The sequence below is a fragment of the Cohnella hongkongensis genome (assembly GCF_042654645.1).
In the GTDB taxonomy this organism is placed as follows: domain Bacteria; phylum Bacillota; class Bacilli; order Paenibacillales; family Paenibacillaceae; genus Cohnella; species Cohnella hongkongensis.
On record NZ_JBHSEP010000017.1, the window covers coordinates 18,980 to 45,834 of the forward strand.

At 61.6% G+C, this 26,855-nt stretch carries 21 protein-coding genes; 10 read left to right on the forward strand and 11 right to left on the reverse strand.

From position 1 onward, the window contains the following. The 10 genes from ACFO3S_RS19875 (at window position 1) to ACFO3S_RS19920 (ending at window position 7,971) form a co-directional block, all read left to right on the forward strand. A complete protein-coding gene (locus ACFO3S_RS19875) occupies window positions 1–723 on the forward strand; it encodes a creatininase family protein (RefSeq protein WP_378099664.1) in 723 nt (240 codons plus the stop codon). Window positions 724–815: 92 nt separating this feature from the next. Continuing rightward, window positions 816–2,105 (forward strand): ABC transporter substrate-binding protein, encoded by a 1,290-nt coding sequence (locus ACFO3S_RS19880; protein WP_378099666.1) that lies wholly within the window; start codon window positions 816–818, stop codon window positions 2,103–2,105. A gap of 63 nt (window positions 2,106–2,168) precedes the next feature. Then, the gene (locus tag ACFO3S_RS19885) at window positions 2,169–3,035 is read left to right on the forward strand and encodes a carbohydrate ABC transporter permease (protein WP_378099668.1); all 867 of its coding nucleotides are present in this window, start codon (window positions 2,169–2,171) and stop codon (window positions 3,033–3,035) included. Window positions 3,036–3,038: 3 nt separating this feature from the next. Continuing rightward, the gene (locus tag ACFO3S_RS19890) at window positions 3,039–3,878 is read left to right on the forward strand and encodes a carbohydrate ABC transporter permease (RefSeq protein ID WP_378099670.1); all 840 of its coding nucleotides are present in this window, start codon (window positions 3,039–3,041) and stop codon (window positions 3,876–3,878) included. A 40-nt stretch (window positions 3,879–3,918) separates the two neighbouring features. After that, the gene (locus ACFO3S_RS19895) at window positions 3,919–5,037 is read left to right on the forward strand and encodes a mandelate racemase/muconate lactonizing enzyme family protein (RefSeq protein ID WP_378099672.1); all 1,119 of its coding nucleotides are present in this window, start codon (window positions 3,919–3,921) and stop codon (window positions 5,035–5,037) included. 46 nt (window positions 5,038–5,083) lie between these two features. Beyond that, on the forward strand, window positions 5,084–5,842 hold the full coding sequence (locus tag ACFO3S_RS19900) for an SDR family NAD(P)-dependent oxidoreductase (protein ID WP_378099674.1): 759 nt from the start codon (window positions 5,084–5,086) through the stop codon (window positions 5,840–5,842). A gap of 117 nt (window positions 5,843–5,959) precedes the next feature. Further along, window positions 5,960–6,427 carry a RidA family protein gene (locus ACFO3S_RS19905; RefSeq protein ID WP_378099676.1) on the forward strand — a complete coding sequence of 156 codons (468 nt, stop codon included), beginning with the start codon at window positions 5,960–5,962 and terminating at the stop codon, window positions 6,425–6,427. Window positions 6,428–6,569: 142 nt separating this feature from the next. Further along, entirely contained in the window at window positions 6,570–7,076 is a 507-nt protein-coding gene (locus tag ACFO3S_RS19910; protein ID WP_378099678.1) for a MerR family transcriptional regulator, read from the forward strand. After that, window positions 7,073–7,504 carry an SRPBCC family protein gene (locus ACFO3S_RS19915; RefSeq protein WP_378099680.1) on the forward strand — a complete coding sequence of 144 codons (432 nt, stop codon included), beginning with the start codon at window positions 7,073–7,075 and terminating at the stop codon, window positions 7,502–7,504. Before ACFO3S_RS19910 ends, ACFO3S_RS19915 begins: the two co-directional genes overlap by 4 nt. A 17-nt stretch (window positions 7,505–7,521) precedes the next feature. Beyond that, entirely contained in the window at window positions 7,522–7,971 is a 450-nt protein-coding gene (locus tag ACFO3S_RS19920; protein WP_378099682.1) for an SRPBCC family protein, read from the forward strand. 90 nt (window positions 7,972–8,061) lie between these two features. Here the strand turns inward: ACFO3S_RS19920 and ACFO3S_RS19925 are convergent, their stop codons facing one another. Genes ACFO3S_RS19925 through ACFO3S_RS19975 form a run of 11 tightly spaced genes read right to left on the reverse strand, consistent with a single transcriptional unit; the run spans window position 8,062 to window position 26,773 of the window. Continuing rightward, entirely contained in the window at window positions 8,062–8,262 is a 201-nt protein-coding gene (locus ACFO3S_RS19925) for a hypothetical protein (RefSeq protein ID WP_378099684.1), read from the reverse strand. After that, the gene (locus ACFO3S_RS19930; RefSeq protein ID WP_378099686.1) at window positions 8,263–10,659 is read right to left on the reverse strand and encodes a glycoside hydrolase family 95 protein; all 2,397 of its coding nucleotides are present in this window, start codon (window positions 10,657–10,659) and stop codon (window positions 8,263–8,265) included. After that, a complete protein-coding gene (locus ACFO3S_RS19935) occupies window positions 10,656–12,716 on the reverse strand; it encodes a beta-galactosidase (protein ID WP_378099688.1) in 2,061 nt (686 codons plus the stop codon). Before ACFO3S_RS19935 ends, ACFO3S_RS19930 begins: the two co-directional genes overlap by 4 nt. Before the next feature lie 15 nt (window positions 12,717–12,731). Next, window positions 12,732–15,920 carry a glycoside hydrolase family 2 TIM barrel-domain containing protein gene (locus ACFO3S_RS19940; protein WP_378099690.1) on the reverse strand — a complete coding sequence of 1,063 codons (3,189 nt, stop codon included), beginning with the start codon at window positions 15,918–15,920 and terminating at the stop codon, window positions 12,732–12,734. After that, on the reverse strand, window positions 15,917–17,317 hold the full coding sequence (locus ACFO3S_RS19945; RefSeq protein ID WP_378099692.1) for a four-carbon acid sugar kinase family protein: 1,401 nt from the start codon (window positions 17,315–17,317) through the stop codon (window positions 15,917–15,919). The genes ACFO3S_RS19940 and ACFO3S_RS19945 overlap by 4 nt, the downstream gene beginning before the upstream one ends. Then, complete coding sequence (locus ACFO3S_RS19950; RefSeq protein WP_378099694.1) at window positions 17,314–18,579, reverse strand: ribulose-bisphosphate carboxylase large subunit family protein; 1,266 nt, start codon at window positions 18,577–18,579, stop codon at window positions 17,314–17,316. Before ACFO3S_RS19950 ends, ACFO3S_RS19945 begins: the two co-directional genes overlap by 4 nt. A gap of 22 nt (window positions 18,580–18,601) precedes the next feature. After that, window positions 18,602–19,267: an aspartate/glutamate racemase family protein gene (locus ACFO3S_RS19955; protein WP_378099696.1), complete on the reverse strand. Its 666-nt coding sequence runs from the start codon at window positions 19,265–19,267 to the stop codon at window positions 18,602–18,604. 28 nt (window positions 19,268–19,295) lie between these two features. Continuing rightward, the gene (locus ACFO3S_RS19960) at window positions 19,296–21,020 is read right to left on the reverse strand and encodes a glycoside hydrolase family protein (RefSeq protein ID WP_378099698.1); all 1,725 of its coding nucleotides are present in this window, start codon (window positions 21,018–21,020) and stop codon (window positions 19,296–19,298) included. Further along, the gene (locus ACFO3S_RS19965; RefSeq protein WP_378099700.1) at window positions 21,013–23,088 is read right to left on the reverse strand and encodes a beta-galactosidase; all 2,076 of its coding nucleotides are present in this window, start codon (window positions 23,086–23,088) and stop codon (window positions 21,013–21,015) included. The genes ACFO3S_RS19960 and ACFO3S_RS19965 overlap by 8 nt, the downstream gene beginning before the upstream one ends. Continuing rightward, window positions 23,085–25,751 (reverse strand): family 78 glycoside hydrolase catalytic domain, encoded by a 2,667-nt coding sequence (locus tag ACFO3S_RS19970; protein ID WP_378099702.1) that lies wholly within the window; start codon window positions 25,749–25,751, stop codon window positions 23,085–23,087. The genes ACFO3S_RS19965 and ACFO3S_RS19970 overlap by 4 nt, the downstream gene beginning before the upstream one ends. Beyond that, window positions 25,748–26,773, reverse strand: a complete 1,026-nt coding sequence (locus tag ACFO3S_RS19975) for a family 43 glycosylhydrolase (protein WP_378099704.1) — start codon at window positions 26,771–26,773, stop codon at window positions 25,748–25,750. The genes ACFO3S_RS19970 and ACFO3S_RS19975 overlap by 4 nt, the downstream gene beginning before the upstream one ends. Between the last annotated feature and the right edge of the window lie 82 nt (window positions 26,774–26,855).

Here is a 26,855-nt window from a genome sequence, read left to right on the forward strand (position 1 = left end):
ATGAGAAGAGGAACATGGCACGATTTCCGGGAAAAGCTGACGGAAGCGACGGTCGCGATCTTGCCGGTCGGAAGCATCGAGCAGCACGGACTGCACGCGCCGCTCGGAACGGACTTGTACATCGCGGAAGGCTTGGCCCAGTCGGTTGACGGGGTGGAGCACGCGATGCTGCTTCCTTCGGTTCCGGTTGGCGTGGCCGAATACCACCGTCATTTCGCCGGATCGCTGTGGGTAAGCCCCGAGACGCTGAAGCGGTACGTCGGGGAAATCGTGAAAAGCCTGGCGTATCATGGCGTGAAGAAAGTCATAGTCGTTAACGGACACGGAGGGAACCGGGAGCCGCTGAAGGAGATGGCCCGATATGTCATGATGGATGCCGACATTCGGGTGGTCGTCTGGACATGGTTCGAGAGCATCGAGCCGGAGATCGTCCGCATGTACGGCCGCCGGCCTCCGCTGCATGCAGACGAGACGGAGACGTCCATGCTCATGGCGATCCAACCCGACTATATCCAGCCGGATCAGTACGAAGCTTCTTCTCGTGGCGCTGGTGAATGGGGGCAATTCTATGAAGGGACGATGATTTCCCAGACGGTTAAGGATTTCTCTCCGACGGGGGCTACCGGCAATCCGGCCAAGACTGATCTTGCGCAGGGCCGGCGCATGCTGGAGCTGTCCGTCGACAATCTGAAGCGCTTAATCGCTTACATGAGCGCTTTGTAGCATTCGCATACGGTTCTGTCCCCCTTCCTTCTAGACAAATGCGAGCCAGACGGGGGTCATGGATAAACAATTTTCTTAGGGAGGAAAACGGAATGCGGAAATGGGGACTTATGCTTGTCATCGTTGCTATGTTGGGGCTGGCCGCTTGCGGCGGAGGGAACTCGGAAGGTACGGCAGCATCGAACGGAGGGAGCGCGGGCGAAAGCGGTAAAAAAGAGACCGTCACCTGGTGGTTGCCAAACTGGGATGAAGCGACGGCACGAAAGCTCGTCTCGCAGTTCGAGACGGAAAATCCCGACGTGAAGGTAGACATCGTCGTAACGACATGGGATACGATGGAGAACAAAATCCGCGTCGCTCTCATGACGAAAGACGTGCCCGATGTCATTACCGAGCTGGAATCGCGCATTCAGGGCTATGCCGCCAAAGGCTTGCTGCTCAAGCTGGACGATTATTTCGACGACAAGATGCCCAAGGACGACTTCATCAAATCGGCGCTGGAGATCAACACCTACGACGGCGGCGTATACGGCGTTCCTTTCCGGCATGACGGGTCCGGCGTCCTGTATAACAAGAAGATGTTCAAGGACGCCGGCCTCGATCCGGACAAATTCCCGGAGACGTGGGACGAATTCATGGCTGCGGCGCAAAAGCTGACCAAGGATACGAACCAGGACGGCACTACCGATCAATATGCCACGGCGTGGCCGCTCGGCAACCAGGCGAATGCGGTGACCCGCTACATCCAGATGCTGTTCACCGAGGGCGGAGACGTGTTCAACGAAGACAAGACGAAATCGCTGCTCAATACGCCGGAGGCTGTTGAAGCGCTGCGGAAGCTGACTGACACGATCAAGAACGGCGAGGCGCCCAAGAGCACGGTGGAACTCGACAATACGTCGATGCGAGACCTGTTCATGAACGAGAAAATCGCGATGTACATCGGCGGCCAGTTCGATATCGAGCCGATCGGAAAGGACAAGCCGTCCATCGAGCTGGGAACGGCCGTGCTGCCGGGAACGGGCGGCATGGGCACGACGACGGTTGACGGATTTTCGCTCATCGTGCCTGAACCGGCCAAGCATAAGGACGGAGCGCGCAAGCTGGTACAGTTCATCGCCCAACCGGAGCACATGGCGGAGCTGACGGCGACGTTCCCCGGACGCAAGAGCGCTCTCGAGCAGCCGAAATTTTCCGATCCGCTGCTCAAGCCGTTCTCCGATCAGCTGGAAAAAGGCAAGTCGAAGCCGATCCACGAGAACTGGTCGAACATCGAAAAAACGATGTACCGCTATATCCAACTCGTCATTTTGAACAACATGGACGTTCAGGAGGCCGCGGACAAAATGACGGCCGAAGTGGATGCCGCGTTGAAATCGTGACGTTAGGTCGGGAGAGCGATCTCCTGGCCGGTTCATTTATTAACGCGGGGAGGGTCGATTTCCATGCTTGGCAAATGGTTTACGGCGTCCGAGAGGCGGGGAATCGCTTTCGTGGCGCCGGGTTTGCTCGTCACTACGCTGCTGATCCTATATCCGATCTTGTCCGTGCTGTACTACAGCTTCGTGAACGAAGGCTCCGCGTTCGTAGGGCTGGACAATTATTCGTCCGTATTCCGCTCTCCCCTGTTCGGAAAAATGCTCGGAAACACGGCCATATGGACGGTCGGGACGGTAGCGCTGGCTTTCGCGATCGGCACGGGGGCGGCGCTGCTGCTGAACCAGGATTTCGTCCGGGGCCGCAACCTGTGGAGGACTGTGCTGATGCTGTCCTGGATCACGCCGGGCGTCGTCAAGGCGGTCGTATGGAAGTGGCTGTACAGCTACGATTTCGGCATGCTTAACCATATGCTCATGAGCCTGCACTTGATCCGCGAGCCGGTGTCTTGGCTGTCCAGCACGTCGCTCGCGCTGCCCTCGGTTATGCTGGTGCAAGTCTGGGAAACGTTCCCTTACGCCATGCTGATGATGAGCGCCGGGCTGCAGGCCATTTCGAAAGACTTGTATGAGGTGGCCGATCTGGAAGGGGCAAGCGGTACGCAGCGGTTGCGGCTCATTACGCTTCCGCTGCTCAAGGACGTCATTTTCATCGCGCTGCTCATCCTGATCATCTGGTCTCTAAACGGCTTTACGCTGATCTGGATCATGACCCAGGGGGGACCGGCGGGAAGCACGGAAGTGCTGGCCTTGTCCATATACGATAGGTTCCGCGATTTCGATATTCACGGCGCTTCCGCTATTTCGGTGCTGCAGCTGCTGATCAGTCTCGTCTTCGCGATCTGGTACATTCGCAGATCTGCCAAGGAGGTGTGAGGGATGGATAGAAGCAAAGCCAAATGGCCGCGCAAGGCGGCAACCTACGGTTTGCTCGTTCTGCTCGTTCTTTTCGTCCTTTTCCCGCTCGCCTGGGTGCTCAGCACGTCCGTCAAGCCGTCATCGGAGGTATTCTCGATTCCGCCGCGTTGGATTCCGAGCAAAATTTCCCTGGAGCATTACGATAACGTACTGCAGCATTCCTCGATTCCCCGGTATTTCGCCAACAGCGTGCTCGTCGGTCTCGGCACCACTTTATTGTCGCTTCTGCTAGGAGGCGCAGCCGGTTACGGCTTCGCGCGCTACAGGTTCAAGGGAAGCCAGCCGTTGTCGCTGTTTATGCTATTCAGCCAGATGCTGCCGCTGACGGTGTTGATGATCCCGATTTATTTTATCCTGCTGCGGCTCGGACTGCTTGATTCGATCGCGGGTCTGGCTCTTGCCCATCTCATTCTCACCTTGCCCGTAGTAACTTGGATGTGCCGAAGCTATTTCGCGTCGATTCCCCGGGAGCTGGAGGAAGCGGCCCAGATGGACGGCTGCTCCCATCTGAAGGCGCTGTTCGTCGTCATCCTGCCTTTGGCTGCGCCAGGCATTGCGGCAACGGGCATTTACGCTTTCATCATGTCCTACAACGAGTTCGTTCTCGCGTCTATTCTGACATCGTCGGATGCGGCGCGTACGGTTCCGATCGGGCTGACCGAGTTCTCGACGATGTTCGACGTGGACTGGGGGGGCACAATGGCTGCGGCCACGCTCGTCTCTCTGCCGCCGATTTTGTTCTTCCTGTGGCTGCAAAAATATTTCGTGCAAGGTCTGGGTCAGGGCGCCGTCAAAGGATAAACCGCTTGCTTGTGAATAAGGAAACGTGGAGGGTGCTCTCATGAAAATCATCGGAATCGAAATGACGCCCGTGGAAATCCCCGTCATCCCTCTCTCCGAGGGAGGGATCGCGCCTTACCGGGGCAGTCAGGACAAAGTGGGAACGACAAAGGCAACCAGTCTGATTTTTAAAGTGACGACCGACGAAGGCATCGCGGGCTGGGGAGAAATGAACCCTATTATTTCTGTCAAGCTGACGAAGGCGCTGCTGGACGATTATATCGCTCCGCTCGTGATCGGCCAGAATCCGTTCGAGCTCAAGAAGATCATGCGAGCGTTCAGCCCGGTGTACAATCCGCAAATCAATACGAAAAGCTTCCTGACAGCCATTGAGATGGCGTGCTGGGACATCATGGGCAAAGCGGTCAACAAGCCGGTATACGAGCTGCTCGGCGGCAAGGTCAGAGAGCGGATTGACATTGCGTACGCCCTGGGCATGCTGGACATCGGGGAGACGAAGGAAAAAATCGCGCAGGTGAAAGCGGAAGGCTTCCGAACACTCAAGACGAAGGGCGGCAAGGACGTCGTCTGGGACGTCAAACGGGCGATTGCGATGCGCGAGGCGGCCGGAGATGACTTCGAGCTCCGCGTCGACATGAACCAAGGCTACGATACGCCGACGGCGCTGCGTTATTTGCGCGGAGTCGAGGACTGCGATCTGCAATATATCGAGCAGCCCATTAAAGTGAACAAGTTCGACGACCTGAAGTCGCTTCGCGATCGCACCCGCACGCCGATCGGCATCAACGAGGACTGCTACATTCCCGGCAACCTGCTCGAGGCGATCCGACGCGCCGCCATCGACATCGCCATCGTCGATTTCGAGCCGCTCGGCGGCATTACCGAACTGATCCGGCTGGAGAGCATCGCCCAGGAGGCCGATCTGCCTCTTGCGCATCATTGCGGCTGGGATATGGGCGTCAAGCTGGCGGCCATTCTGCATGCGACCAGTACGATGCCGGCCTTCAGCTACGCGATGGACAGCACCTACCAGGCTCATGGCGACGACGTGCTGACCGAGAAAATCCGCATCGACAGCGGCAGCTACCTCGTGCCGGAGGGCCCCGGTCTCGGCGTCGAGGTGGACGAGCAGAAGCTGCGTTATCTGGCCGTGAAGTGAAATGCCGTATATAAAGCCGTGGCGGCCTTGATGAGGAGGGCATGAGTTGGGCGATTTTGCGGGCAAACGAGTAGTGGTGACCGGCGGCGCCATGGGGATCGGCCGAGGCATCGTCGAAGCTTTCGCCGAAGCCGGGGCGACCGTCGTGTTCGCCGACCGGAACGGCTCCGCGGGGGAGGAGACGGCGAAGGCGATCGCCTCGTCATCCTGCGGCGGAGAGGTTGAGTTCATTCAGGCGGACCTGTCCAATCCGACGCAGATGCGCGAATTTATCGACAAAGCCGTCGGCCTGCTCGGATATGCGGATGTTCTGGTTAACAATGTCGGGGTCAATTATCGGAGCGGCGGCATTTTGAGTCACACGGAGGCCGATTTTCATGCCTCGTACCAGACGAACGTGATGAGCTGCGTCCGCTGCGTGCAAGGCTTTCTCCCGGGGATGATGGATCGCGGGCGGGGCGCCGTCGTCAGCGTATCGTCTACGATGGCGCTTGGCGCTCCCGGCTTTGCGGCCTACGCCTGGTCCAAGGGCAGCATCGATACGCTGACCCGGACGCTGGCGCTGGAGTATGCCGCTTCCGGTATCCGCTTCAACGCGGTCGCCCCGGGCCTGATCGACACGCCGGCCACGCGGCCTTGGATCGAGAGGCAGCCGCATCCCGCGGATGCCAAGGGGGTGCCGATGCGTACGGTAGGCACTCCGCTCGACATCGCGAATGCGGTGCTCTTTCTCGGTTCGGAAAAGGCGGCTTACATTACCGGTCAAGTGCTTTACGTAGACGGCGGATTATCGGTGGGCGAATAAACGATATAGGTTGAACCAAAGAGGCGACAACGGGCAGACTGAGCGCAATGACGAAAGGGACTTCATATGATGGTTGGTTCAACCTATATGGGATAGAAGGGAGAAGGATTGCAAGTTATGGACATTTATAAGCGATTGGAAGAGCTGGGTCTTGCCGTCCCGGAGCTGCCGAAGCCGGTAGCGTCCTACGAGCCGGCCGTGATCTATAACGGGCTGATCTATTCCGCCGGCCAGACCGGCACGGTGAAGCAGAAGCTCGTCCATACGGGGAAGCTCGGCCGGGAGGTCACGATCGAGGAAGGCAAGGAGTCGGCCCGGCTGTCGCTGCTCAACTGTCTGTCCGAGCTGGAGCATGTGCTGGGCGACTTGAACCGCATCGAGCGATTCGTCAAAATGACCGGATTCGTCGCATCGGCTCCGGGTTTCGTTAATCAGCCGGAAGTGGTGGAGGGGGCGTCGGCCTTGCTGCTGGATATTTTCGGAGACCGGGGGGCCCATGCTCGTTCGGCCATCGGCGTAGCCGAGCTGCCGTATAATGCCCCGGTGGAAATAGAGTTGACCGCGGCCATTCGGTCGTTCGATTAACGCCAAGATAAGTGGAGGACTTCCGAGTCCACGGATCGTTTCTCGATCGTGGGCTCTTTTTTATTTTTGCTTGCACCTTACGTTACGTCATGTTTTATAATCAAATCACCGGTAAACAGTTAGCGCTAACGAAGGAGACAGTATGGAACGGTATTGGAAGGTAGGAGATCTGGCCAAATTAACGGGGCTTACCGTACGTACCCTGCGGTTCTACGATCAGATCGGATTGTTCTCGCCATCCGAGTTGACGGAATCCGGGCACAGACTGTACAACGATTCCGATCTGTCTCGTCTGCAGCAGGTTTTGTCTCTCAAGGAACTGGGCTTGTCCCTTGACGAAATCAAATCCGTTTTGGCCGAAGGGCAGATCGGCGCGCTTGAGATCGTGGACCTGCAGACGGCTCGGATCAAAGAGCAGATCCGATTGCAGCAGAATCTTCTTGAACAGCTCCAGCATCTGGCCAAGAGCATTAAGGGAAAAGAACCGTTAGCCGTCGAGGATTTCGCGAAGCTGCTGCAGGCGATGAAAAGAAGCCATGAAAAACTGGTCATCGAACGCAGCAAGAGCTTGGAGCACCGTCTGGACGCATTGGGACGGTTTCTAGCCGAGGGACGAAACGGGACAACATTAAAGGAGGACAAACCGTGACCGAGAGATTCGTTAAACATGCCACCTTCGTCGTCGAAAAGATCTATTCCGCAGCACCCGAGAGGGTTTATCAAGCTTGGTCCGACCCGGAGGCCAAAGCCAAGTGGTTCTCGAAGCCCGAAGTGTTCGAATTCCGCGTCGGAGGGCGGGAATACAGCAGCGGAGGACCGCCGGAGGGGCCGATCTTCACCTTCGAGGCGCGCTACAACGAGATCGTTCCCGGGCAGCGCATCGTCTACACCTACACTCTGGACGCGGGGGATACGCGGATTTCCGTCTCGCTGACGACGGTTGAGTTCATTCCGGTCGAGAACGGCACCAAGCTCGTATTCACCGAACAGGGTGCTTTCATCGACGGGCACGATACGCCGGAAATCCGCGAGCACGGCACGAACGAAATGCTGGACGCTCTGGGCAAGTCGCTCTAAGGGAGGAGGAAAGCAGGATGGCGGCAATCGTAGGGGAAAATGAAGTCATTTCCTCGCGGGAGTTCGAATTCCCGCGCGAACAAGTATTTGAAGCTTGGACCGACCCCAAAAAATTGGCTCGCTGGTGGGGACCGAAGGGGTTCGCCAATACGTTCCACGAATTCGATATGCGTCCGGGCGGCACGTGGAGGTTCGTCATGCACGGACCGGATGGCACGGACTACCCGAACCATAACGAATTTGTCGAGGTCGTGCCGCATGAGCGAATCGTGATCAAGCATCGGAACAGCCCCGAGTTTCAAGTGACCGCCACCTTCGAGGAGCTGGCCGGTCGCACAACAATCGTGTTCCGCCAGGTTTTCGGGAAAGCGGAAGAGTTCGAACAAGCGAAGACGTACTGCGTCGAAGGCAACGAGCAGAACTTCGACCGGCTGAACGACCTGCTTGTCCGGTTATCGAGGGAATGAGCGAAATGGCGGTGCGGGATCATCCTTTTCGGCGCCGCCAGTCGGGCTCCGACAAGAAATCCGGGCGCGGGGCTTCCCGTTTCGGAAACATCAGAAGAGAGGGGAAGCGCTTCCCCTCTCCTTCGTTCTATTCAGCAGACACTTGCTCGGCGGCTGTCCGCTCAAAGCCCAGATCGGGGCTGCCGAGCTTCGGGGAATGCGCTCCGGCAAGCAGACGGTGCGGTTCTGGCTTCTGGACAGGATGCCGCGCTGCCAATAATAGGCCAGCATCAGCTCGTTCAGCGAAGACATTTATTGCATCGTCTCGATAGCGTACACGCCGCCCGATCGCGTGGCAAACTGAACCTCGCAGAGCTCATCGCTGGCTAGCCGCTCGCCGGAGTCGGCCGCAACGACGACGAACGGCACGTCCGTTCGGAGCAGGCACGAACTTCCGTTACGAGAGAGGATTTCGGCGCGGATCAGCTTGCCGCCCTGCCACTCCATGGCTACCTCGAAGCCTCCGCGCGCCCGCAAGCCGCGAATGCCGCCGTCGGGCCAAGCCGAAGGCAGCGCCGGCAGCAGACGAACTTCCCCGGAGTGGCTCTGGAGAAGCAGCTCGGCAATCCCTGCGGTTGCCCCGAAATTCGCCTCGATGGTCATCGGATAGAAAACCAGCTTCGGATGCCGGTGCGCGTTAAACAGGTTCGGGAACGGATTGCGGAGCAGCTTCTCCAAATAATCGTGAGCGGTCTCCCCGTCCCCCAGCCGAGCATACATGCTGATCATCCAGGAGAAGCACCACCCGATCGTATCGAGCTTCTCATGCTCCCGCCTTCGTCCGAGCGTTGTTCTGACCGCATCGGCGAGCTCCGGATCGCGGGAAGGGACGATTTCGTTTCCCGGATGCAGCGCATACAGATGGGCCGTATGCCGGTGGCCCGGCTCGCTTTCCTCGAAGTCCCGAAACCACTCCTGAAGCTGGCCGTATCGGCCGATTCGCAGCGGAAGCAGCCGGCTGCGGGCTTGCTCCAGCGTACGTCTGAATTCCCCGTCGACGTCCAGAATCGAAGCGGCCTCGATACAGTGTCCGAACAGCTCCCGAATCAAGATCATGTCCATCGTCGAGCCGATGCTGACGGCGGCCTTGCGTCCGTCCGGACCGATAAACGTGTTCTCCGGAGATGTGGACGGATTCGTCACGAGACGCCCTTCGCCGTCCTCCACAAGCCAGTCCAGGCAGAACAGGGCGGCTCCTTTCATAACCGGATAGGCCCGCTGCCGCAGGAAAGCCCGGTCTCCGCCGAATTCGTAGTGCTCCCACAGGTGCCGACAAAGCCAGACGCCGCCCATCGGCCAGAATGCCCAGCTGGCGGGTCCCTTCGACGGACCGCCGGAAGGGGTGGCCGTCCGCCACAGGTCGGTCGAGTGGTGAACGACCCATCCGCGGCTGTTGTAATGGATTCTCGCCGTTTGCTCTCCCGTCTTCTGCAGATCGTCCAGCAGGTCGAACAGCGGCTCGTGGCATTCGGCCAAGTGGTTCGCCTCCGCCGCCCAATAGTTCATCTGCGTGTTGATATTGATCGTGTAGCAGCAAGCCCAGGGCGGACGGGTCATATCGTTCCAGATGCCTTGCAGCGTCGCCGCCTGCGTGCCCGGACGGGAGCTGGAGATCAGCAAGTAGCGTCCGTATTGATAGAAGAGCACCGCCAGTTGGGGGTCGCTTCTCCCGGCGCGCAGCGCATCGATCCGTTCGTCCGTCGGCAGCGTATCGAGGCCAGGGGCATCGAGCCGCCATTCGACTCGGTCGAACAGGCGACGGTAGTCGGCCGTATGGCGAGCGAGCAGCTGTTCGTAGGCTTGCGGAGAAGCGGCGCTCAGCCGGGAGAGGCACTGTTCGGCCGGATCTTTCCCGTCGTGCCACGGATCGCGGTCGAAGCCGTTGAAGCTGGTCGCTGCGGCCAGCAGCAGTACGGCTTCCGTCGCATGCTGGATCACGATGCGGTTGCCGTAGGTCTCCACCCGCCCGTCCGTCGATGCGGCCTGAAGATGAATCTCGAATTTTAATCCTTGCCGATCTTCATAGAATACCGACTGCTCGGTGTCGACGTGATAGGGCTCGACGTGAACCGGACTATGGCCGGACAGCACGATGCGGCGTCCGTCCGCCCGCCCTGCCGAATAGTTAAGCGGACTGTCCAGCGAGGCCTTCACATGCAGCTTGCCGGGCTGATCGACGGCCAGACGAACGACCATGACCTGGTCCGGCTCGGAAACGAATACTTCTCTCGTATGACGAACCCCCTGGCGAACGAAGCTCGTGCGGAAGACGGCTTCCCGCAAGTCCAGCTCGCGCCGGTAGTCCTCGACCGTCTCGTCCCCTTCGAACTCAAGGCGAAGATCGCCCATCGATTGATACGATTCGACCCAAGGACCGAGCATATGCTCCTCGATCACAGCTTGCGCATCCGCGTATCGTCCGGCGAAATTCAACCTCCGCACCTCATCCAGATGCGCTGCGGCTCCGTAATGGTTCGGGTCGGTCGGACGTCCGGACCATAGAGTATCTTCGTTGAGCTGGATTCGTTCGTGCTTGATCCCTCCGAACGCCATGCCGCCCAGCCGTCCGTTGCCGAGCGGCAGCGCCTCGACCCATTCCGCTGCGGGGCGGCGGTACCAGAGCTTGAGCTTGTTATCGCCGCCGGTCATGGGAGAGCCTCCTTTTCGCAAGCGCATTGCAGGATGAGAACGCCTTTCGGAGGGAGCTTGACCGTTCCCTGCAGATCGGAGCCGGACAGCAGCTCTCTGCAGGCATCGGGACCGACGTCCACCTCAGCCTCGTCTTCGCGATGATTCAGCAGGAAGGTGAACCGTCCGTTGGCGTTAACGCGCTGCGCGACCTCGACGCCGCTCGGCGCGTTCAGCGGCGGGCGGATGCCTAAGCGCTCGCACAGCTCCGACACGAAGTCGGACAGGAACCGAGGCTCCGGGCTGGAGGCGATGTACCAGGCTTCGCCTTGCCCGAAGCGATGACGGGTAAGCGCAGGTCTGCCCCGGTAGAAGTCGTCTCCGTACTCCGCCAGCACGTCGGCGCCTTCCGGATGAATCAGATCGCAGAGCAGACCGCATGAGTATTGGCCTTGAACGGCGCCCAGCGGCTGCGTCATGACGATCGTATTGGCCTGCTCCGGGAACAGCGCGTCAATCTCCTCCGCCCATAGGCCGAGCAGCCTGCGAAGCTCTCCCGGGTAGCCGCCGAGCGTCACCAGATCGCTCTCTCCGACGATGCCGCTGAAGAAGGTGGTGACGAACGTTCCGCCGCCGCTCACGTAAGTCTCCAGCTTGTCGGCATAACCCGGCTTGACCATATACAGCACGGGAGCCAGCACCAGGTCGTAGGCGGCAAGATCGTCTTCCACTCCGATCAGATCGACCGGAATGTGTTGCTCGTAGAAGGCGTCGTAATAGCGCTGAATCTGATCGAGATATTTCAGCGCGACGGTCGGGCCGCTGGAATATTCGATTGCCCACCAGTTGTCCCAGTCGAAGACGATGGCGACCCTGGACGGCGTTCTGGCGCCGAGCAGCGTGTCGCCCAACAGCTGCAGCTCGCCTCCCAGCTCCGAGATTTCGCGAAATACGCGGGTATGCTCATGGCCGGCATGGTCGATAATCGCGCCGTGGAACTTCTCGAACGCTCCCGCGTTGCGCCGCATCTGGAAGAACATGAGGCTCTCCGCTCCGCGCGCGATCGATTGATAGCTCCAGAGGCGCATCACGCCGGGACGCTTGAGCGGGTTGACGTCCTTCCAGTTCAGCACGCTCGGGCTCTGCTCCATCAGCAGGAAGGCATCTCCGCCCTTCAATCCTCGCATCAGATCGTGCCGCATGGCGATCTGGCTCATCGGCATGTCGTTCGTCGGGTAGCTGTCCAGCGCGACGACGTCGAGCTCCTTCGCCCACTTGAAGTAATCGAGCGGCTTATAAGCGCCGTTGCCCTGGAAGTTGGTGGTCACGACAGCGTCCGGAATGACCGCCTTGATGGCGTCCCTCTCCAGCTTATAGCAGTCGAGCAGACTGTCCGAGGCGAACCGGGCGTAGTCGAGAGAGATGCCTTGGAACGCCGTCTTGTCGGGATGAGCCGGATCGATATGCTCGGACAACAGGCTGGGGAGGACGATCTCGTCCCAGTCGTAGAACGTATGGCCCCAGAAGCGGGTATACCAGGCGGCGTTCAGAGCCTCCAGCGTGCCGTACCGCTTCTTCAGCCATTCGCGGAACGCCCGCTCGCAGTTGTCGCAATAGCAGCGCCAGCCGTACTCGTTGTTGACGTGCCAGAGCCGCAGCGCCGGATGGCTCTTGTAACGCTCGGCCAGCTTGCCGGCCATAAGCGCCGAATAGCGGCGGAAGGTCGGACTGTTCGGGCAGGAATTGTGCCGGCGCCCGAACTTCTTCTTGCGGCCTTCGGAATCGACGGTCAGCACGTCCGGATACTTACGCGCCATCCAGGCCGGATGCGCGGCCGTGCTCGTGCCCAGACAGACCGCGACGCCGTGCTCGTGGAGCAGGTCCATGGCCTCGTCCAGCCATTCGAACCGGTAAGTGCGCTCGTCCGGCTGATTCAGCGCCCAGGAGAAGACGTTTAAGGTGACGATATCGATGCCGGCCAGCTTGAACAGACGCATATCCTCGTCCCAGATTTCTCTTGGCCATTGTTCGGGATTGTAATCTCCGCCGTAGACGATTTTCGACCATTTGCGGTTCATCGGTTTGCAGCCTCCTTATCTAGCCTCTTGTCCTTCGCGAAGAAGGGGACGCAAGGCAACCCGGAACGATAACGGTTCCGCGGGAATCAAATATTGCGGCAGCGTCGGAGCGTAGCCGCAGCTGTGGTTGCCGACGCCGGAGTGATAGCCGTCGATGTTGACGACGGTTGCCGGAATCGGCTGCAGATCGGTCACGCGCCGGCTTGTGCCGAGACTCTCGGTCGTATAATGCCGGGCGCTCATCTGAAAAGGCGAATCAGACGCCATGTACAGGCCGGCGCCTTCCTTGTTGGCGACGGAGGCCCATCTCACGTCGGCTTTGCCGCCGTTTTCCTGCGGCTTGATGTAAGGCACGAACTGCTCCGACACGCTTCCTTCGTATCGGCCGAGCTTGCCGCTTTCCCGGCGGTCCGGATAGCATTCGTGCGGTCCGCGGCCGAACCAGGCGAGACGGTCGAAGCCGTTCGGCAGGATCAATTCCAGGCCGAGCCTCGGCAGAGGCGGGAGATTTTCCTTCCTCGGCTCGATGCTCGTGTCGACGACAAGCTCGCCGGCGCAGGAGATCGAGTATTGCTGAACGACGGCGAACAACGGCCCGGAGCCCTTAACGCCCAGGATGCCTTCCACCCGAATTCGCGCGCCGTCTCGGCCGCAGCTCTCCGCGACGGTCTGCCGCGCATACAGCTCCAGCTCATGATATCCCGCCTCCATCCAGCGCTTGGCCAGATGAACGTCGTTGTCCAGCGGCGCGCGCCACAGCCGAATGGAAGGCCCCGCCTCCAGCAGCTCGACCCCGCCCGCGATCCAGCTCGCGAGGCGGCCGAGCGTTTTATCGAATGCAAGCCTGAACCCGGAGCCTGAGACGACGACCAGACGCCTGGTCTCGGTCAAAGCCAGAGGAGGCGGCGCCGTCTTCCGGTCGGCCCGATCCGGGCCGTCGGAACTGCGCCGGCCGCGGGGCTCGCTCAGCGGCAGATCGGTCCAAGCGACCTCGTGCCCGGCTTCCGCCCACGAAGTCGAATTCCGAAGCGTAAAGCTCAGGCGAACCCAGCATTCGCCTTTCAGCGTTTCGGGCCGCGTCCCGAAGATCAGCCGAAGCTCCTCGTACCCGCCGGGCGGAGCGGAGAGGGGCGGAAGGCGTCCGCCCTCCGCGATCTCCCCGTCGTGCAGCAGCGTCCAATGCCCGTCGAGGTGGGCGAGCGTGGCATGGTCGTACCGGTTCTCGATGCGAACGGCAAGCTCCCCTGCCGCCTCCGTCCCCGATTCGCCGGGGATCGGCGTGACGGAGACCGGCTCGATCGCCTTCTTGAATTCCAGCAGCGCCGGCTTGATCCCGCGATGCGGGAACAGCAGGCCGTCGAGGCAGAAGTGCCCGCTGTTCGGAGCGTCGCCGTAATCGCCTCCATACGTATATTCGAAGCCGCTGCTGTCCCCGCCGGGCACGACACGCTTGCGGCGGATGGACAAATCCGTCCATTCCCAGATCAGGCCGCCGCACAGCCGGGGATAGCGATAGACAGCGTCCCAATATTCCTTCTGGTTGCCGAGCGCGTTGCCCATTGCATGGCCGAATTCGACCATGAGATAGGGACGCTTATCCTCCGTTTTCCGGCCCTCCTCGATCAGCATATCGACAGAAGGATACATGCTGCTGACGATATCCGTGACCGGCGCGTCCTTCGCCCGCTCGTAATGAACCGGACGCGTCGGATCGGCTTCCCTCACCCACGCGGCCATGGCGTCGTGGTTGGGCCCGTAGCCCGACTCGTTGCCGAGCGACCAGACGATGACCGAGGGATGATTTTTGTCCCTCTCCACCATTCGCTTCGCGCGGTCGAGGAAGGCGTCGCGCCAAGCCGGATCCTCGGCCAGACGGCTCTCGTAGGCCGTTTTCTCGTCCGGATTGTCGATCCAGCGGCTGATTTCGCCGAGAAAGACGCAGCCATGCGTCTCCAAGTCTGCTTCATCTATCACGTACAAGCCGTAGAAATCGCACAGCTCCAGCCAACGCGAGTCGTTCGGGTAATGCGAGCAGCGAACGGTATTGACGTTATGCCGCTTCATGAGCAGAATATCCCGTTTCATCGCTTCGATCGTCGTCACATGACCCAGGTCGGGATCGAATTCGTTGCGGTTCACTCCGCGAATGACGATCGGACGTCCGTTGACGAGCAGCCGGCCGTCCCGTATGCACACTTCCCGGAAGCCGACCGCATAACGGTGCACCTCTTCTACGTCTCCAGACTCGTTCGACAGCGTGAGCAGAAGCGTATACAGCTCGGGGCGATCCGCCGACCACAGCCTGGGCGCCGGAACAGGAAGCTCGGCATGAAGCCGAAGCTCGCCGCCTGGAGCCGGAAGCTCGCCGTCCAGCGTCAGCGCCCGCACCGTTCGGAGCTTGTCGTCCAACAGCTCGGCCTGCAGCCGGTATCCGCCCGCAGCCGCCGGCTCGGCTCGGGCTCCGCTGCGGCACAGCTGAATTCGGGCCTCCAACGCGCCGTTTGCACCGCTCTCGTCCAGCCGGGTCAGAAGCTGCACATCGCGAAGATGCGCGCCAGGAACCGCCAACAGATAGACGTCCCGGAAAATGCCGCTCAGCCGCCATTTGTCCTGATCCTCCAAATAACTGCCTGTTGACCACTGGTAGACGCGAACGGCCAAGCGGTTATCCCCGTCCTTCAGGAAATCGGTCACGTCGAACTCCATCCGATTGTGGCTGCCCTGGCCGAAGCCGACCAGCTTCCCGTTGAGCCAGACGTGGAAGGCCGCATCAACCCCGTCGAACGCCAAAATCACGGTTCTGTTCCGCCATTCCTCGGGAACGGCGAAAGCTCGCAGGTAGGAGCCTGTCGGATTGAGCGCCGGAACATGGGGAGGATCGACGGGAAACGGGTACTTGCTGCTGCTGTAAAGCGGCACGCCGTAGCCGTGCAGCTGCCAGTTGGACGGAACCGGCAGGTCGTCCCAGCCGTCCGCGGAGAACGATTCCTCGTAAAAAAGCTCTGGCGCATCGGCGGGGCTTTCCGCATAGCGGAATTTCCACATTCCGTTCAGCAGCCGGTAATAAGGGGACGCTTCCCGAACCGAGTCGATTGCTTGCTGCCGACTTGCGTAAGGAATCGACGTCGCTCGCGGCGGCAGGGCATTGCGCTGCAGCGCCTGCAAGTTCTCCCAGTCCGGCAGCGCTTCGCTGGCGGGGTTCATACGGATCGACCTCCTCGTCTAACAAGCTCGAAATAATCGTCGCCGCCGACTTGGCCGCCTTTAAGCGACAGCTCAAGCCCGTCGATCCGGGCGTCGTGCGAATAGCAGCAGCAGAGCGGTCCCCCCGGTACGATGGCGCTCAGGCAGGACATCGCGTCGATGCCCAACTCCTGCGTGACATAGCCGGACGTGTCTCCTCCTGCCACGAGAAGCCGTCGCAGGCCGGCCTCCAGGACCAGCTGGCGGGCAAGCTGGCCGAAGCGGGTTCCGATCAGCCGGCCCGAATCCGCCGTCTCCAGCCCGAGCGTCCGCATTCGGCCGCGCATCGCCGCGATCGCCGGGTCGTCCGGTCCGCTTGCGGAATAGAGGATGACGCTGCGGCCCGCCTCCAGATGGAGGAGCGCCTCCCGAAAGACGGCGTCGCTTGCCGCTTCGGCCCGCTCCGGGTCAAGCCAATCCTCCACCGGAGCCTGGATGCCGGCATAGCCCCGGGCCATCGCCCGTTCGATCTGCGCTTGCGTAACGGGCGAGCAGCTGCCGGACAGCACGAGCAGCCGGTCCGTCTCCTCCGGCGCCGGCAGGATCGCGTTCGACGGACGAAGCAGCCCCAGCCGCTTCCAGTAAGCGGCCAAGCCGTCCGATACGCCGGAGGAGCCGACGACGAACAGCGCCGCGTTCGCCGCGTCCGCTTCTTGCCAGATCAGCCGGCCGACCGTCTCGAGCCGCTCGTCGTCCAGCACGTCGAACAGCACGGCCTCCGCTTCCGAATCGGCCAGCTTGGCCCGAAGCCGGGCTGCGGCCTCCTCCGGCGACCCCGCCAGCGCGGTCAGCTCCATCAGCGCCACGGGCCGTTCCGTCTGCTGCCGCAAATGAAGGCGAAGATCGGCCTCGGACATCGGAGTGACCGGATGACGGGCCATCGTCGGATGGCGGTCCAGCCGATAGGTCGTGCCGTCCCCGCCGGCGGCGTAATGGTGTCCGAATACGGTATAGCGCTTCAGTCTCGGCGCTCCGGCGACGATCGGCACGTACCGCTGGCCCGGGAAGAGCTCGCGCCCGAGCTCCAGCACCTTGCCGATGCTGCCTGCGCGGGGCGAGGAATCGAAGGTGGAGCAGATTTTATAATGGACGACGGCTGCACCGCTATGCTTCAGCCGTTCCAACAGCGGCTTCAGCTCGCTGTCCATCCGCTCCGGAGACATCGAGCGTCCGACGCCGGCTACGCCGAAGCACTGCGCGTCCGGGAAGCGCGCCAACTGCTCCTCCGACGGCGGCTCCAGAAACAGCACCGTGTCAGCGCCCCCCGTCGTCAGCGCTTCCATGACGTCGGTGGAGCCGGTAAAATCGTCTCCATAGTAACAGAGCAGCCTCCGGCTCTTGTGGTTCTGACCGATCATCGCGCAGCTTCCTTGCGTTTGAATTTATCGAAGGCGCGGCGCAGCTCCGCGCGGCTCTCCGCGTACGTCTCGGCCGGAATGCCGAGCATGGCCGCCTCCCATCCCTGCTTCAGGCTCTCGACGCCGGCAGACGGACCGTCCGGGTGAGCCAGGATGCCGCCTCCGGCCAGATGCATCACGTCCACCGTGTTCGTCCGCGCATACGTGATTTCGGCCGTGCCCGCCCATTGGCCGGAGGACAGCACCGGCATCGTCGCATAGCCGCCGAGCAGAGGCTGCATGCAGGCCCGCACGGACGCCACGACGGAATCGTCGCTTTCATAGAACTTGCTTCCCAGTCCGTTCACGTGCAGGTGATCCGCGCCGGCAAGCCGGCACAGCTTCTGATAGACTTGAAAATCCATGCCCAGCTGTCCATGCCGGGTCAGCATGCCCCATTGATTGCGATGACCGTGGATCGGAACCTCGCTGAACGTATTCAGATAGGCCAGACCGGCGAGTCCGACGCTGTTGACGCTGACCATCACGCAGTTTCCTCCGGCCCGGACGACCGTATCGTGATTCCGCTTCAGCGCCTCGATGTCGCCCGTAATGTTGTAGGCGTACATGATTCTGCGGCCGGTCGCCTCCGCCGCCCGCTCGATCGCGCGGGACACCGCCGCGACTTTGACGGGCAGAGGGCAATAGGGCGGGTCGGCGTTCAGCTCGTCGTCCTTGATGAAGTCCAGACCCGAGGTCGCCAGAGCATAGACGAGCGCCTCCAGCTCGGCCGGACCGAGCCCGACGCTCGGCTTAATAATCGTGCCGATAACCGGGCGTCCCCGGACGCCGGTCAGCCGTCTCGTTCCTTCGATGCCGAAGCGCGGTCCCGGATAAGCCGCCGCGAACTCTTCCGGCAGCTCCAGGTCGAGCAGCCGAAGGCCTGACAGCTCGCGCAGCTCGTACAGGTTGCCGGCCACGCAGGCCATCAGATTCGGGATCGACGGCCCGAAGTTGTGCAGCGGGAAGGAGACGACGATCTCTCCGCGCGTATAGACGTCGTTGTGACCCGGCGGTATCGCCGCTCCCGGCAGAGACGGCTGCCGCACCTGCTCCAATGCGACGACCCGCTCGATGCGGGCGCCGAAGCGTTCCTTCAGCGCCGTCGTCTCGCCGGGGACCGCGGTGAACGTGCCGGTCGACTGCTCGCCGGCGATCGCCTCCGCCGCCCGTTCCAGCGTAAACGGGGTTTCCGCCAGGTAGGTTGCGATCACCCGTTTCATATGCAACACCTCGTCCTTCGATTTAATCCAGAGACTCCAACAGCCGTTTGACCGCCAATACGCCCAATCTCGGGCTGGAGAGCACCGGCTTGCCGGTGATCTCCCTTAGCGACGCTTCCATTCTCGCCATCGAGCCCTGCGCCAGCACGATCGCGTCGACGGAGGAGGCGAGCTCCGCCGCAGTCTCCGCGATTCTCCGGTCGTGCTCCTCCGGCCGCCCGTCGACCAGGGCGTCGTAGGCGCCGGCCGCCAAGCCCTCCGTCAGCGAGACCGCCTTGCCGGCGGCTTCCGCCTGGGAGCGCAGCAGAGCCATCGTCGGCGCCAGCGTCGTCGGCAGCGTCGCAATGACGCCGATCCGGCCGTAGAGGCCGACCGCCTCCTGTGCCATTCCTTCGTCGATTTTCACGATCGGCGCGTTCACGAAGCTTCTGGCCCGATCCGCCGCCTCGCCGACCGAGGAGCAAGTGTTCAGAATGACGTCGGCGCCAAGCTCCGCCGCGCTGCGATAATAGCCGAGCAGCCTTCCGGCGACTTGGGGGGTTACGCCGCCCGCCCGAACGACGTCGTGGATGAGGCTGTCGTCGATAATGTTGACGAGGCGGCAATCCGGCAGCAGCTCGCCGAACACCTTCTTCAGCGGCTCCGCCAGCCCTTGGCCGGTGTAGATGGCCGCAACCGTTTTGGTCATGCGCGATTCCTCCTTAAGAGAGACTTAACTACCAGACGAATTGCCGCTCGGGGCGATAATAGTCGCCTTCGCGCATCGGCGCCTGATCCGCAACCTTGCGGCCGCTGTACAGCGGCTTCCGCTTGCCTCGCGGCGCGATGTCGACGACGTCGTCTCCGCGCCAATGGGTCTCGAACCGCTCGCCGAGCGCCGTCTCGATCGTCGTGCGCACGCTGAGCGGGAACGTAACGGAGATTTTCTCGCCCGCGCGCGCCGCGCCCAACTGAAGGAAGCATTGTCCGGCCCACCGGCTCGGCTCCGAGCCCGAGCCTTCCGTCGTTTCCCCGCCAAGCTCGCGAGTAAACCGCACCTTCGTGAATCCGGCCCATTCGGGTATGCGCACCTGAAGCTTCGGGATATCCTCGCGAATGTCCAGCACCACCTTGCCCTCATAGGGAAGATAGCTGCTGACGTCCAGCTTTTGCGAGCCTCGGCTGAGCAGGAAATTGACGCTGACCGTGCCTCGCTCCTCCGTAATGGCGTTGCTCCATCCCATAAACAGGCCTCGCGTGCCCGAGCCGAGACAGCAGATTTGCAGATCGCTCGTATGACCCCGGCCGTGGTTGTGGTCGCAGATAAAGTCGTTCGGAGCCGAGTATCCGGCGAACGAGCCCCTCGTGCGCTGCGCCACCTTATAGTAAGAGAGCCAGCCTTGAACGTCCCTCGACTTGTCGTCCGTCTCCTCGACCCAGCTCAGGTCGAGCAGCTGCGATTCGGCGAGATGATTGCGGATAAACCGTTCGACGACGCCCCAATAATGCGTATACCCGCTCCGCGCAAGCGTAATGCCCGTCGCAATCAGATCGACGAGCGAGCAGGTTTCGTGCTCGTAGGCCTGCTCCTGCATGTCGCCCGGCGTCCAGCCGAACGCGGTGCACCAGGTGAGCGCCCAGTCGTAGCTTCTCTTCACCCAAGCGATCATCGAGGCGTCTCGGGTGTAATACCCGAATCGGGCGATCGCGTCCAGCGTGCCGAGCCGCGTATGGAAATGCCCGCTGCGGTAGGCCAAAGAGGAATTAAAGCTGCCGTCCTCGTTGAACACGCCGCTGCGGTGAATAATCAGATGGGTAAAATACTGGCACAGCTCGTAAGCGTCGGAGTTGCCGGTCAGCTCGTGATATTTCAGCAGGGGCATAACCAGCCGTCCGCAGAAGGCCGCCGGATCGGGCGCGAGCCGCAGCTGCACGGCGTTTAGGGACGGCCAGCCGCCCTCCTTGTATTCCGAAGCCGGGTAATACCAGACGTCCCGTTCCTTCACCGCGATTCGCTTCAGCGCCGCCACATGGCGGTCCGCCGCTTCCTTCGCCCGGGCGTCGCCCGTCGTCATATACCAGCTCGTCAGGGCGAGCAGTACGGCGCGCTGGTCGATCAGGTTCGCGTTCGGCTCCCACTTCCGCACCGGATTGACGCCGCGATAGCTCAGTCCGTCCTCCTTGAAGAAGCTGAGCAGGTTGGCCCGATACCGTTCCTCCGTCTCGATGCCGAACGTCGAGCCCGACATCAGTCTGGCCAGCGTCATCGCATCGATCATCCGGCCGTGAGAGGAGCCGTAATCCCAATCTCCGTGCGTCATGAAGGCCGGTTTATGATTCAGGTCGGCGTTAAAAAAGGGAATTCCCCCATGGTCCTCGTCCGCCATGCCCACCGTCGCGTTAAGCGCGTGCACCGCTCGCTCTTCGAGCAGCAGCGTGTCGGGGATCAGCCGTTTATTCATTGCTCCATCCACTCCCTTGTCCGATTTGCTCCGCAATCGTTACGCCTGCGGGCTCCAACTTTATCGTGCCTTCGAGCAGCCGCCCGTCCGGCAGGTTTCTTAGCTTCAGTTTCCCTAGCGGCACGGAGCGCTCTTCTCCGCTGTGATTCAGCAGAAACCAATAGCTCCGTCCGTCCTTCGCGCGCTGCGTGATCTCCACGCCCGCCGGCGCGTCTTCCAGCAGCGGAGAGATGCCGAGCCCCCGGCACAGCTCCGCCGTCCAGTCGAGCAGGAAATCCGCGTCCGGGCTGGACGCGACGTACCAAGCCTCGCCTTGACCGAACCGGTTTCGGGTCAGAACCGGGCTGCCCCGATAGAACTCGTCGCCATAGACGGCGAGCACTTCCGCGCCCTCGGGATGAAGCACGTCGCAGACGATGCCGCATCCGTATTCCGTCCGTTCGCTGCCGCCAAATCTCTCTCGCAGCACGATCCGGTTGCTCTGGCCGGGATAGAGCGCATCCGTCTCTTCCACCCACAGGCCGAGCAGCCTGCGCAGCTCTCCGGGATAGCCGCCAAGCGTCACCAGATCGGTCTCGCCGACGATGCCGCTGAAATACGTCGTCACGAGCGTGCCGCCCCGGTCGACGAATCGCTCCAGCTTATCCGCATAACCCGGCTTGACCATGTACAACATCGGCGCAACGACGAGACTGTAGCGGTCGAGCTCGCCGCCGGCATTCACGATGTCGACGGGGATGTTCCGCGCGAAGAACGCATCGTAATATTTCTGCACCTCGTCGACGTATTTCAGATAAACGCTCGGTCCGCTCGACAGCTCGGCCGCCCACCAGACCTCCCAGTCGAACACGATCGCAACGCGGGCCTCCACGCGGGAATCGAGCAGCGTATCGCCGATCGCTTGCAGCTCGGAGCCGAGCGCGGTCGCCTCCTCGAACACCCTTGTATGCTCATGGCCGGCATGCTCGATGACGGCTCCGTGAAACTTCTCGCAGGCGCCGAACGAGCGGCGCAGCTGGAAGAACATGACCGTATCCGCCCCGCGGGCGACGGCTTGCCAGCTCCACAGCCGCATGACGCCCGGACGCTTGAGCGAGTTGTAAGGCTGCCAGTTCTGCTGGCTCGGCGTCTGCTCCATCAGCATGAACGGCGCTCCGTTCTTCAGCCCGCGCATCAGATCGAGGCGGAAGGCGGTGACGGAGGTCGGCGTGTCGAAGGCCGGATAGTTGTCCCAGGCGACAATATCGCAGCGCTTGCCCCACTGAAAATAATCGAGCGGCTGATAAGTGCCGTGTCCGTGCAGGTTGGTCGTAATCGGAACGTCCGGCGACAGCGCCTTAATGGCGTCATATTCGAGCAGGTACGTCTCCAGCACGCTCTCCGAGTTGAAGCGGAGGTAGTCCAGCGAGATCGACTGAAAGGCGGTTTTGTCCGGATCGCTCGGATCGAGATGCTCGCTCAGCAGATTCGGCAGCACGATCTCGTCCCAATCGTAGAACGTATGCCCCCAGAACCGGGTGTACCAGGCTCGATTCAGCGCGTCCAGCGAGCCGTATTTTGTCCGCAGCCATACCCGGAAAGCTTTCTCGCAATTGTCGCAGTAGCATTGGCAGCCCATCTCGTTGTTGACGTGCCAGACGAGCAGAGCCGGGTGGCTTCCGTATCGCTCGGCGAGCTTGCGGCTCATCCGCTCCGCGTACAGCCGCCAGGTCGGGCTGTTCGGACAGTTGTTGTGCCGCATGCCGTATTTGCGCTTCTTCCCGGCGAAATCGACCGACAGCACGTCCGGATGCCGCGTCGCCATCCACGCCGGATACATGGCCGTTCCCGTTCCGAGCACGATCCGAATGCCGTTGCGATGGAGCAGGCTGACGATCTCGTCGAGCCGCTCGAAACAGTACGTGTTCTCGTCCGGCTGGACGGACGCCCACGAGAACACGTTGATCGTCGCGACGTCGATGCCGGCCAGCTTGAACAGCCGCATATCCTCGTCCCAGACCTCCCGGGGCCACTGCTCGGGATTGTAGTCGCCGCCGTAATACATCTTGTTCCACGCTCTGCTGATCATGCCGATCCACTCCTTGTAAACGTGAACGCGCCCGAGCCGGTCCGATAGACGGCACAGCCTTCCTCGTATCCGACGAACCGCGCGCCGTCGCCCGTTACGGCGACCGCATCCGGCCCAGAGGCCGGAATATGGATGAAACCGTCGGCATTGACCGGAATTTCGACGGCAACGGACAGCTCGCGTCCTTCGCCTCGTTCCCACCGAACGGATGACAGACCGGAGCGCAGCTTATGGCGGGCTTCCGCCCACCGCACGTCGCCGACGACCGTCGGCTTCACCGTCACGGCGAACCGTCCGGTCTCCGGCCGATACCGGTAATCCAGCCCGGCAAGACCGGCGTACAGCCATTCCTCCAGATGCCCGAGCATAAAATGGTTCTGCGATTTGCCGACGGTCGGGCCGTTCCAGGCTTCGGTCAGCGTGGTCGCGCCGTTGGCGATCTGATAGCCGTAGCCGGGCGTATCGGTGCTTCGCGTCATCCGATAGATCAGGTCCGCCCGTCCGCCCCGAGCGAGCGCAAGCAGCACGTAACGGTGCCCTACGTCGCCGGACGTTGTCCGGTCGCCGCGCTCCTCGATGTTCCGGACGAGCCGCGCGAACAAGGCGTCGCGATGGACGTCCGGAGCCAGTCCGATGGCCAGCGGCATCGCCAGGGCGGCATCGCTTCCCTCGGCGTAGAGCGCCGTCCGCTCGTCGAAGAACTCGCGGTTGAAGGCGGCTTTGATCGAATCGGCCAGACGGGCGTAGACATCGCGGTCTCCCTCGAGGCCAAGCTGAACCGCGATGCTTTGCATGACGACCGTCAGCTTATAATAGATGGCGGTCTCCGCCAGCGGCACCGGGGTGTTCTGAGAGAAGCCCGGACCTTTCGGACCGACGTCGTACCAGTCCCCCAGCCCGTCCCGGAGGATGTGGCCGTCCGCGGTTGCCGTCAAATAATCGATGTAACGTCTCATCGAATCGTAATGCCGCTGCAGAACGCCGGCGTTTCCGTAGCGCTGCAGCAGCTCCCAGGCTGCCAGAACGAAGGCGCCGCCCCAAGCAGCCGCATGCCGGAAGACGTCCCACGGCTCCCGGAACACGACGTATTCCGGCGCCGTCGTCGGAATGAGCCCATCGGGCTGCTGGGCGTCGGCGATGTCGGCCAGCACCTTCATCAGCAGCGCCTCGATGTCGTAGTTAAACATCATCGACGGACCCATCAGATGAACCTGCTCCAGCCAGCCCAGCTTCTCGCGGTGAGGACAATCGGTCAGCACGCTCTTCATGTTGCTGAGGATGGCCCGGTCGATGATCTCGTGTATGCGGTTCAACCGGTCGTCCGAGCAGCGGAAGCTTCCCGTCGTCCGAATGTCCGGGTAGATCATCTGACCTTCAATGCGATGAAGGAGGGGACGCCCGCGGCGATCGAGGCTGCCGTCTTCCGGGGCGACCGCTTCGACGCCCTCAATCTGTACGTACCGGAAGCCGTAGTACGTGAACCTCGGCCTCCAGCATTCCGTGCCCTCCCCCTTCAGCGTGTAATTCCATTCGTAAGGGGAGCCGGTCCATTTCTGATTGGCCAGCCCTTCGTCGGTCAGCAGCTCGGCGGGAACCAGCTTGACCGTCGCGCCGCGGGAGCCCGAGACTGCGATTTCCGCCCAGCCCGAGAAATTTCTTCCCAGGTCGACGACGAACACTCCGGGCTTCGGCTCCGTTACGGAGACCGGCGTCAGCCGCTCCATTACCCTGACGGGCGGCGCCGGCTGCGCAACCAGCTCGCCCGAAGGCGCTTCTACTTCCGCGGCGCCGCTCCAGTCGACGCCTTCGGCAAAGCCGGGCCGATCCCAGCCGTGGGGTTCCCTTCCCGCATCGTAATCCTCTCCGCCGTATATACAGGAGAAGGCCAGGGGACCCGAGGCCGTTCGCCACGACCGGTCCGTGCCGATCGTCTCGCTCGTCCCGTCGGCATAATCGACGACCAGGTCGGCCAGGCACCTGGGCGCGCCGTAAGAGTCCTTGAATTTCGTATACCGGCCGCCTTCGACATGATAGAAGCCGTTGCCGAGCAGAATGCCTAAGGCGTTCTCTCCTTGCGCGAGCGAATCGGTAATGTCGTACACCGTGTACAGCACCGTTTTGTCGTAATCGGTCCACCCGGGATCCAGCTCGTAGTCGCCGACTTTGACGCCGTTCAGGCGAAGCTCATAGTGCCCAAGACCGCTAATGTACGCCCTGGCGCGCCGTACGGGCTTCTCGATCCGGAAGCTGCGCCGGAACAGGGGCAGATCGCCTTCCGGGGCTCCTCCGATCCACCGCCCGATCCATCGCCCGCCGCGAAGCATGCCCGTCTCCCACCAGGAGACGGGGCTGTCGGAGGAGCGATTCTGTTCGTCCCATACGGTGACTTGCCAATAATAGCGGCGCCGGGCTTCCAGCTCGGCGCCTTCGTACGCGATCGCGGCATGGCCGCTGCCGGCCCGCTTCCCGCTGTCCCAGACGTCGGGCCGCCCGTCGGCCAGACGCTCCTCGCTCGTGGCCACCAGAATTCGGTAAGCGGATTGCGCGCGGGAGGGCGACCGGGAGGATGCGAACGTCCAGCCGAGCATGGGAGCGGTTGCATCCAATCCCAGCGGACAGCGCCGGCCTTCGGTCCACATCGATTCGATCTGCAGCTCGGTCATTTTGTTCCTCCTGAAGGCGAAGATTCGGTCAGCGGTTCGGACGCCGCGACCGTGATCGTGCGAAACTCGGGAAAAATATTGCATGTCCGGTCCCCGTCCTGCGGTCGCCGGCTGGCGGTATAGAAGTGGTACAGAATGCCGTTATGACTGATCACGGAGGGCTTGTGCGCGAAGATGGCGTCCAGTTCGCCTTCCGCGCCCGTCTCGATAATCGGTTCGGGATATTTGTCCCAGTGCAGCAGATCGTTCGACAGTGCGATGCCTTCCTGCGCCTTCTTGTAGTCGTAACCGAAAAAGTACATCACCCATCGGTCGCCGTCGCGAAGCACGCAGGGATCGCTGACGAAGCCGCTGTCCCAGGCTTCGGGGGTCACCCGGAGAACGGGGTTGCGCTCGTGCCTCCGCCAATGCAGCAGGTCGGTCGATACGGCCAGCCCGGTCTGCTCGACCCAGCGGCCGTGATCCTGGTTTTTCGCATTGTAGAACAGATAGAACGTTCCCTCGTGCTCCACGAGGCATTCCTTGTACAAGCCGCCGCGCTCCCAATCCGCGCCGTCCTCCGGCAATAGAATCGGCTCTTCGAGACGATGCCAAGTCAGCAGACTCTCATCCTCCGTCCAGGCCAGCCCGATCTTCGCCGGCCCGGCTTCGTAACCGTCCCCGGGATAGGAATGATAGGTGAGCCAGTATTTCCCCTGCCATTTTTTCAGCGTCGGCGCGCCGTGCAGATCGTTCTCCCGAAGAATCCACGTACCGGCGATGTTGCGCGAATCCCAGCGGGAGCCTTCGTCCCTGTCCAGAATCGTCGACAGAGGCTCCCAGCGGAGCAGATCGTCGCTTGTCGCCAGCGCGGTCTGGTAGCCTACGCCGTCGAAGCCGACGTACATCATATAGAAGCGGTCCCGGTGCCGGAAGACGAACGGGCAATCGACCGCGTGGCAGTCGAAGCTGCCGGGGATTCCGGAGCCGATCAGTACGGGCCGGCCATACTTGCAGGGCGTTAAGTAAGGGCGGATATTCAAGCGAATGTTCCCTCCTTGTCCTGAGGACGATTGAAGTTTGAACCATCATAACACGGATGGATATCCGGATAATTAAGGCTTT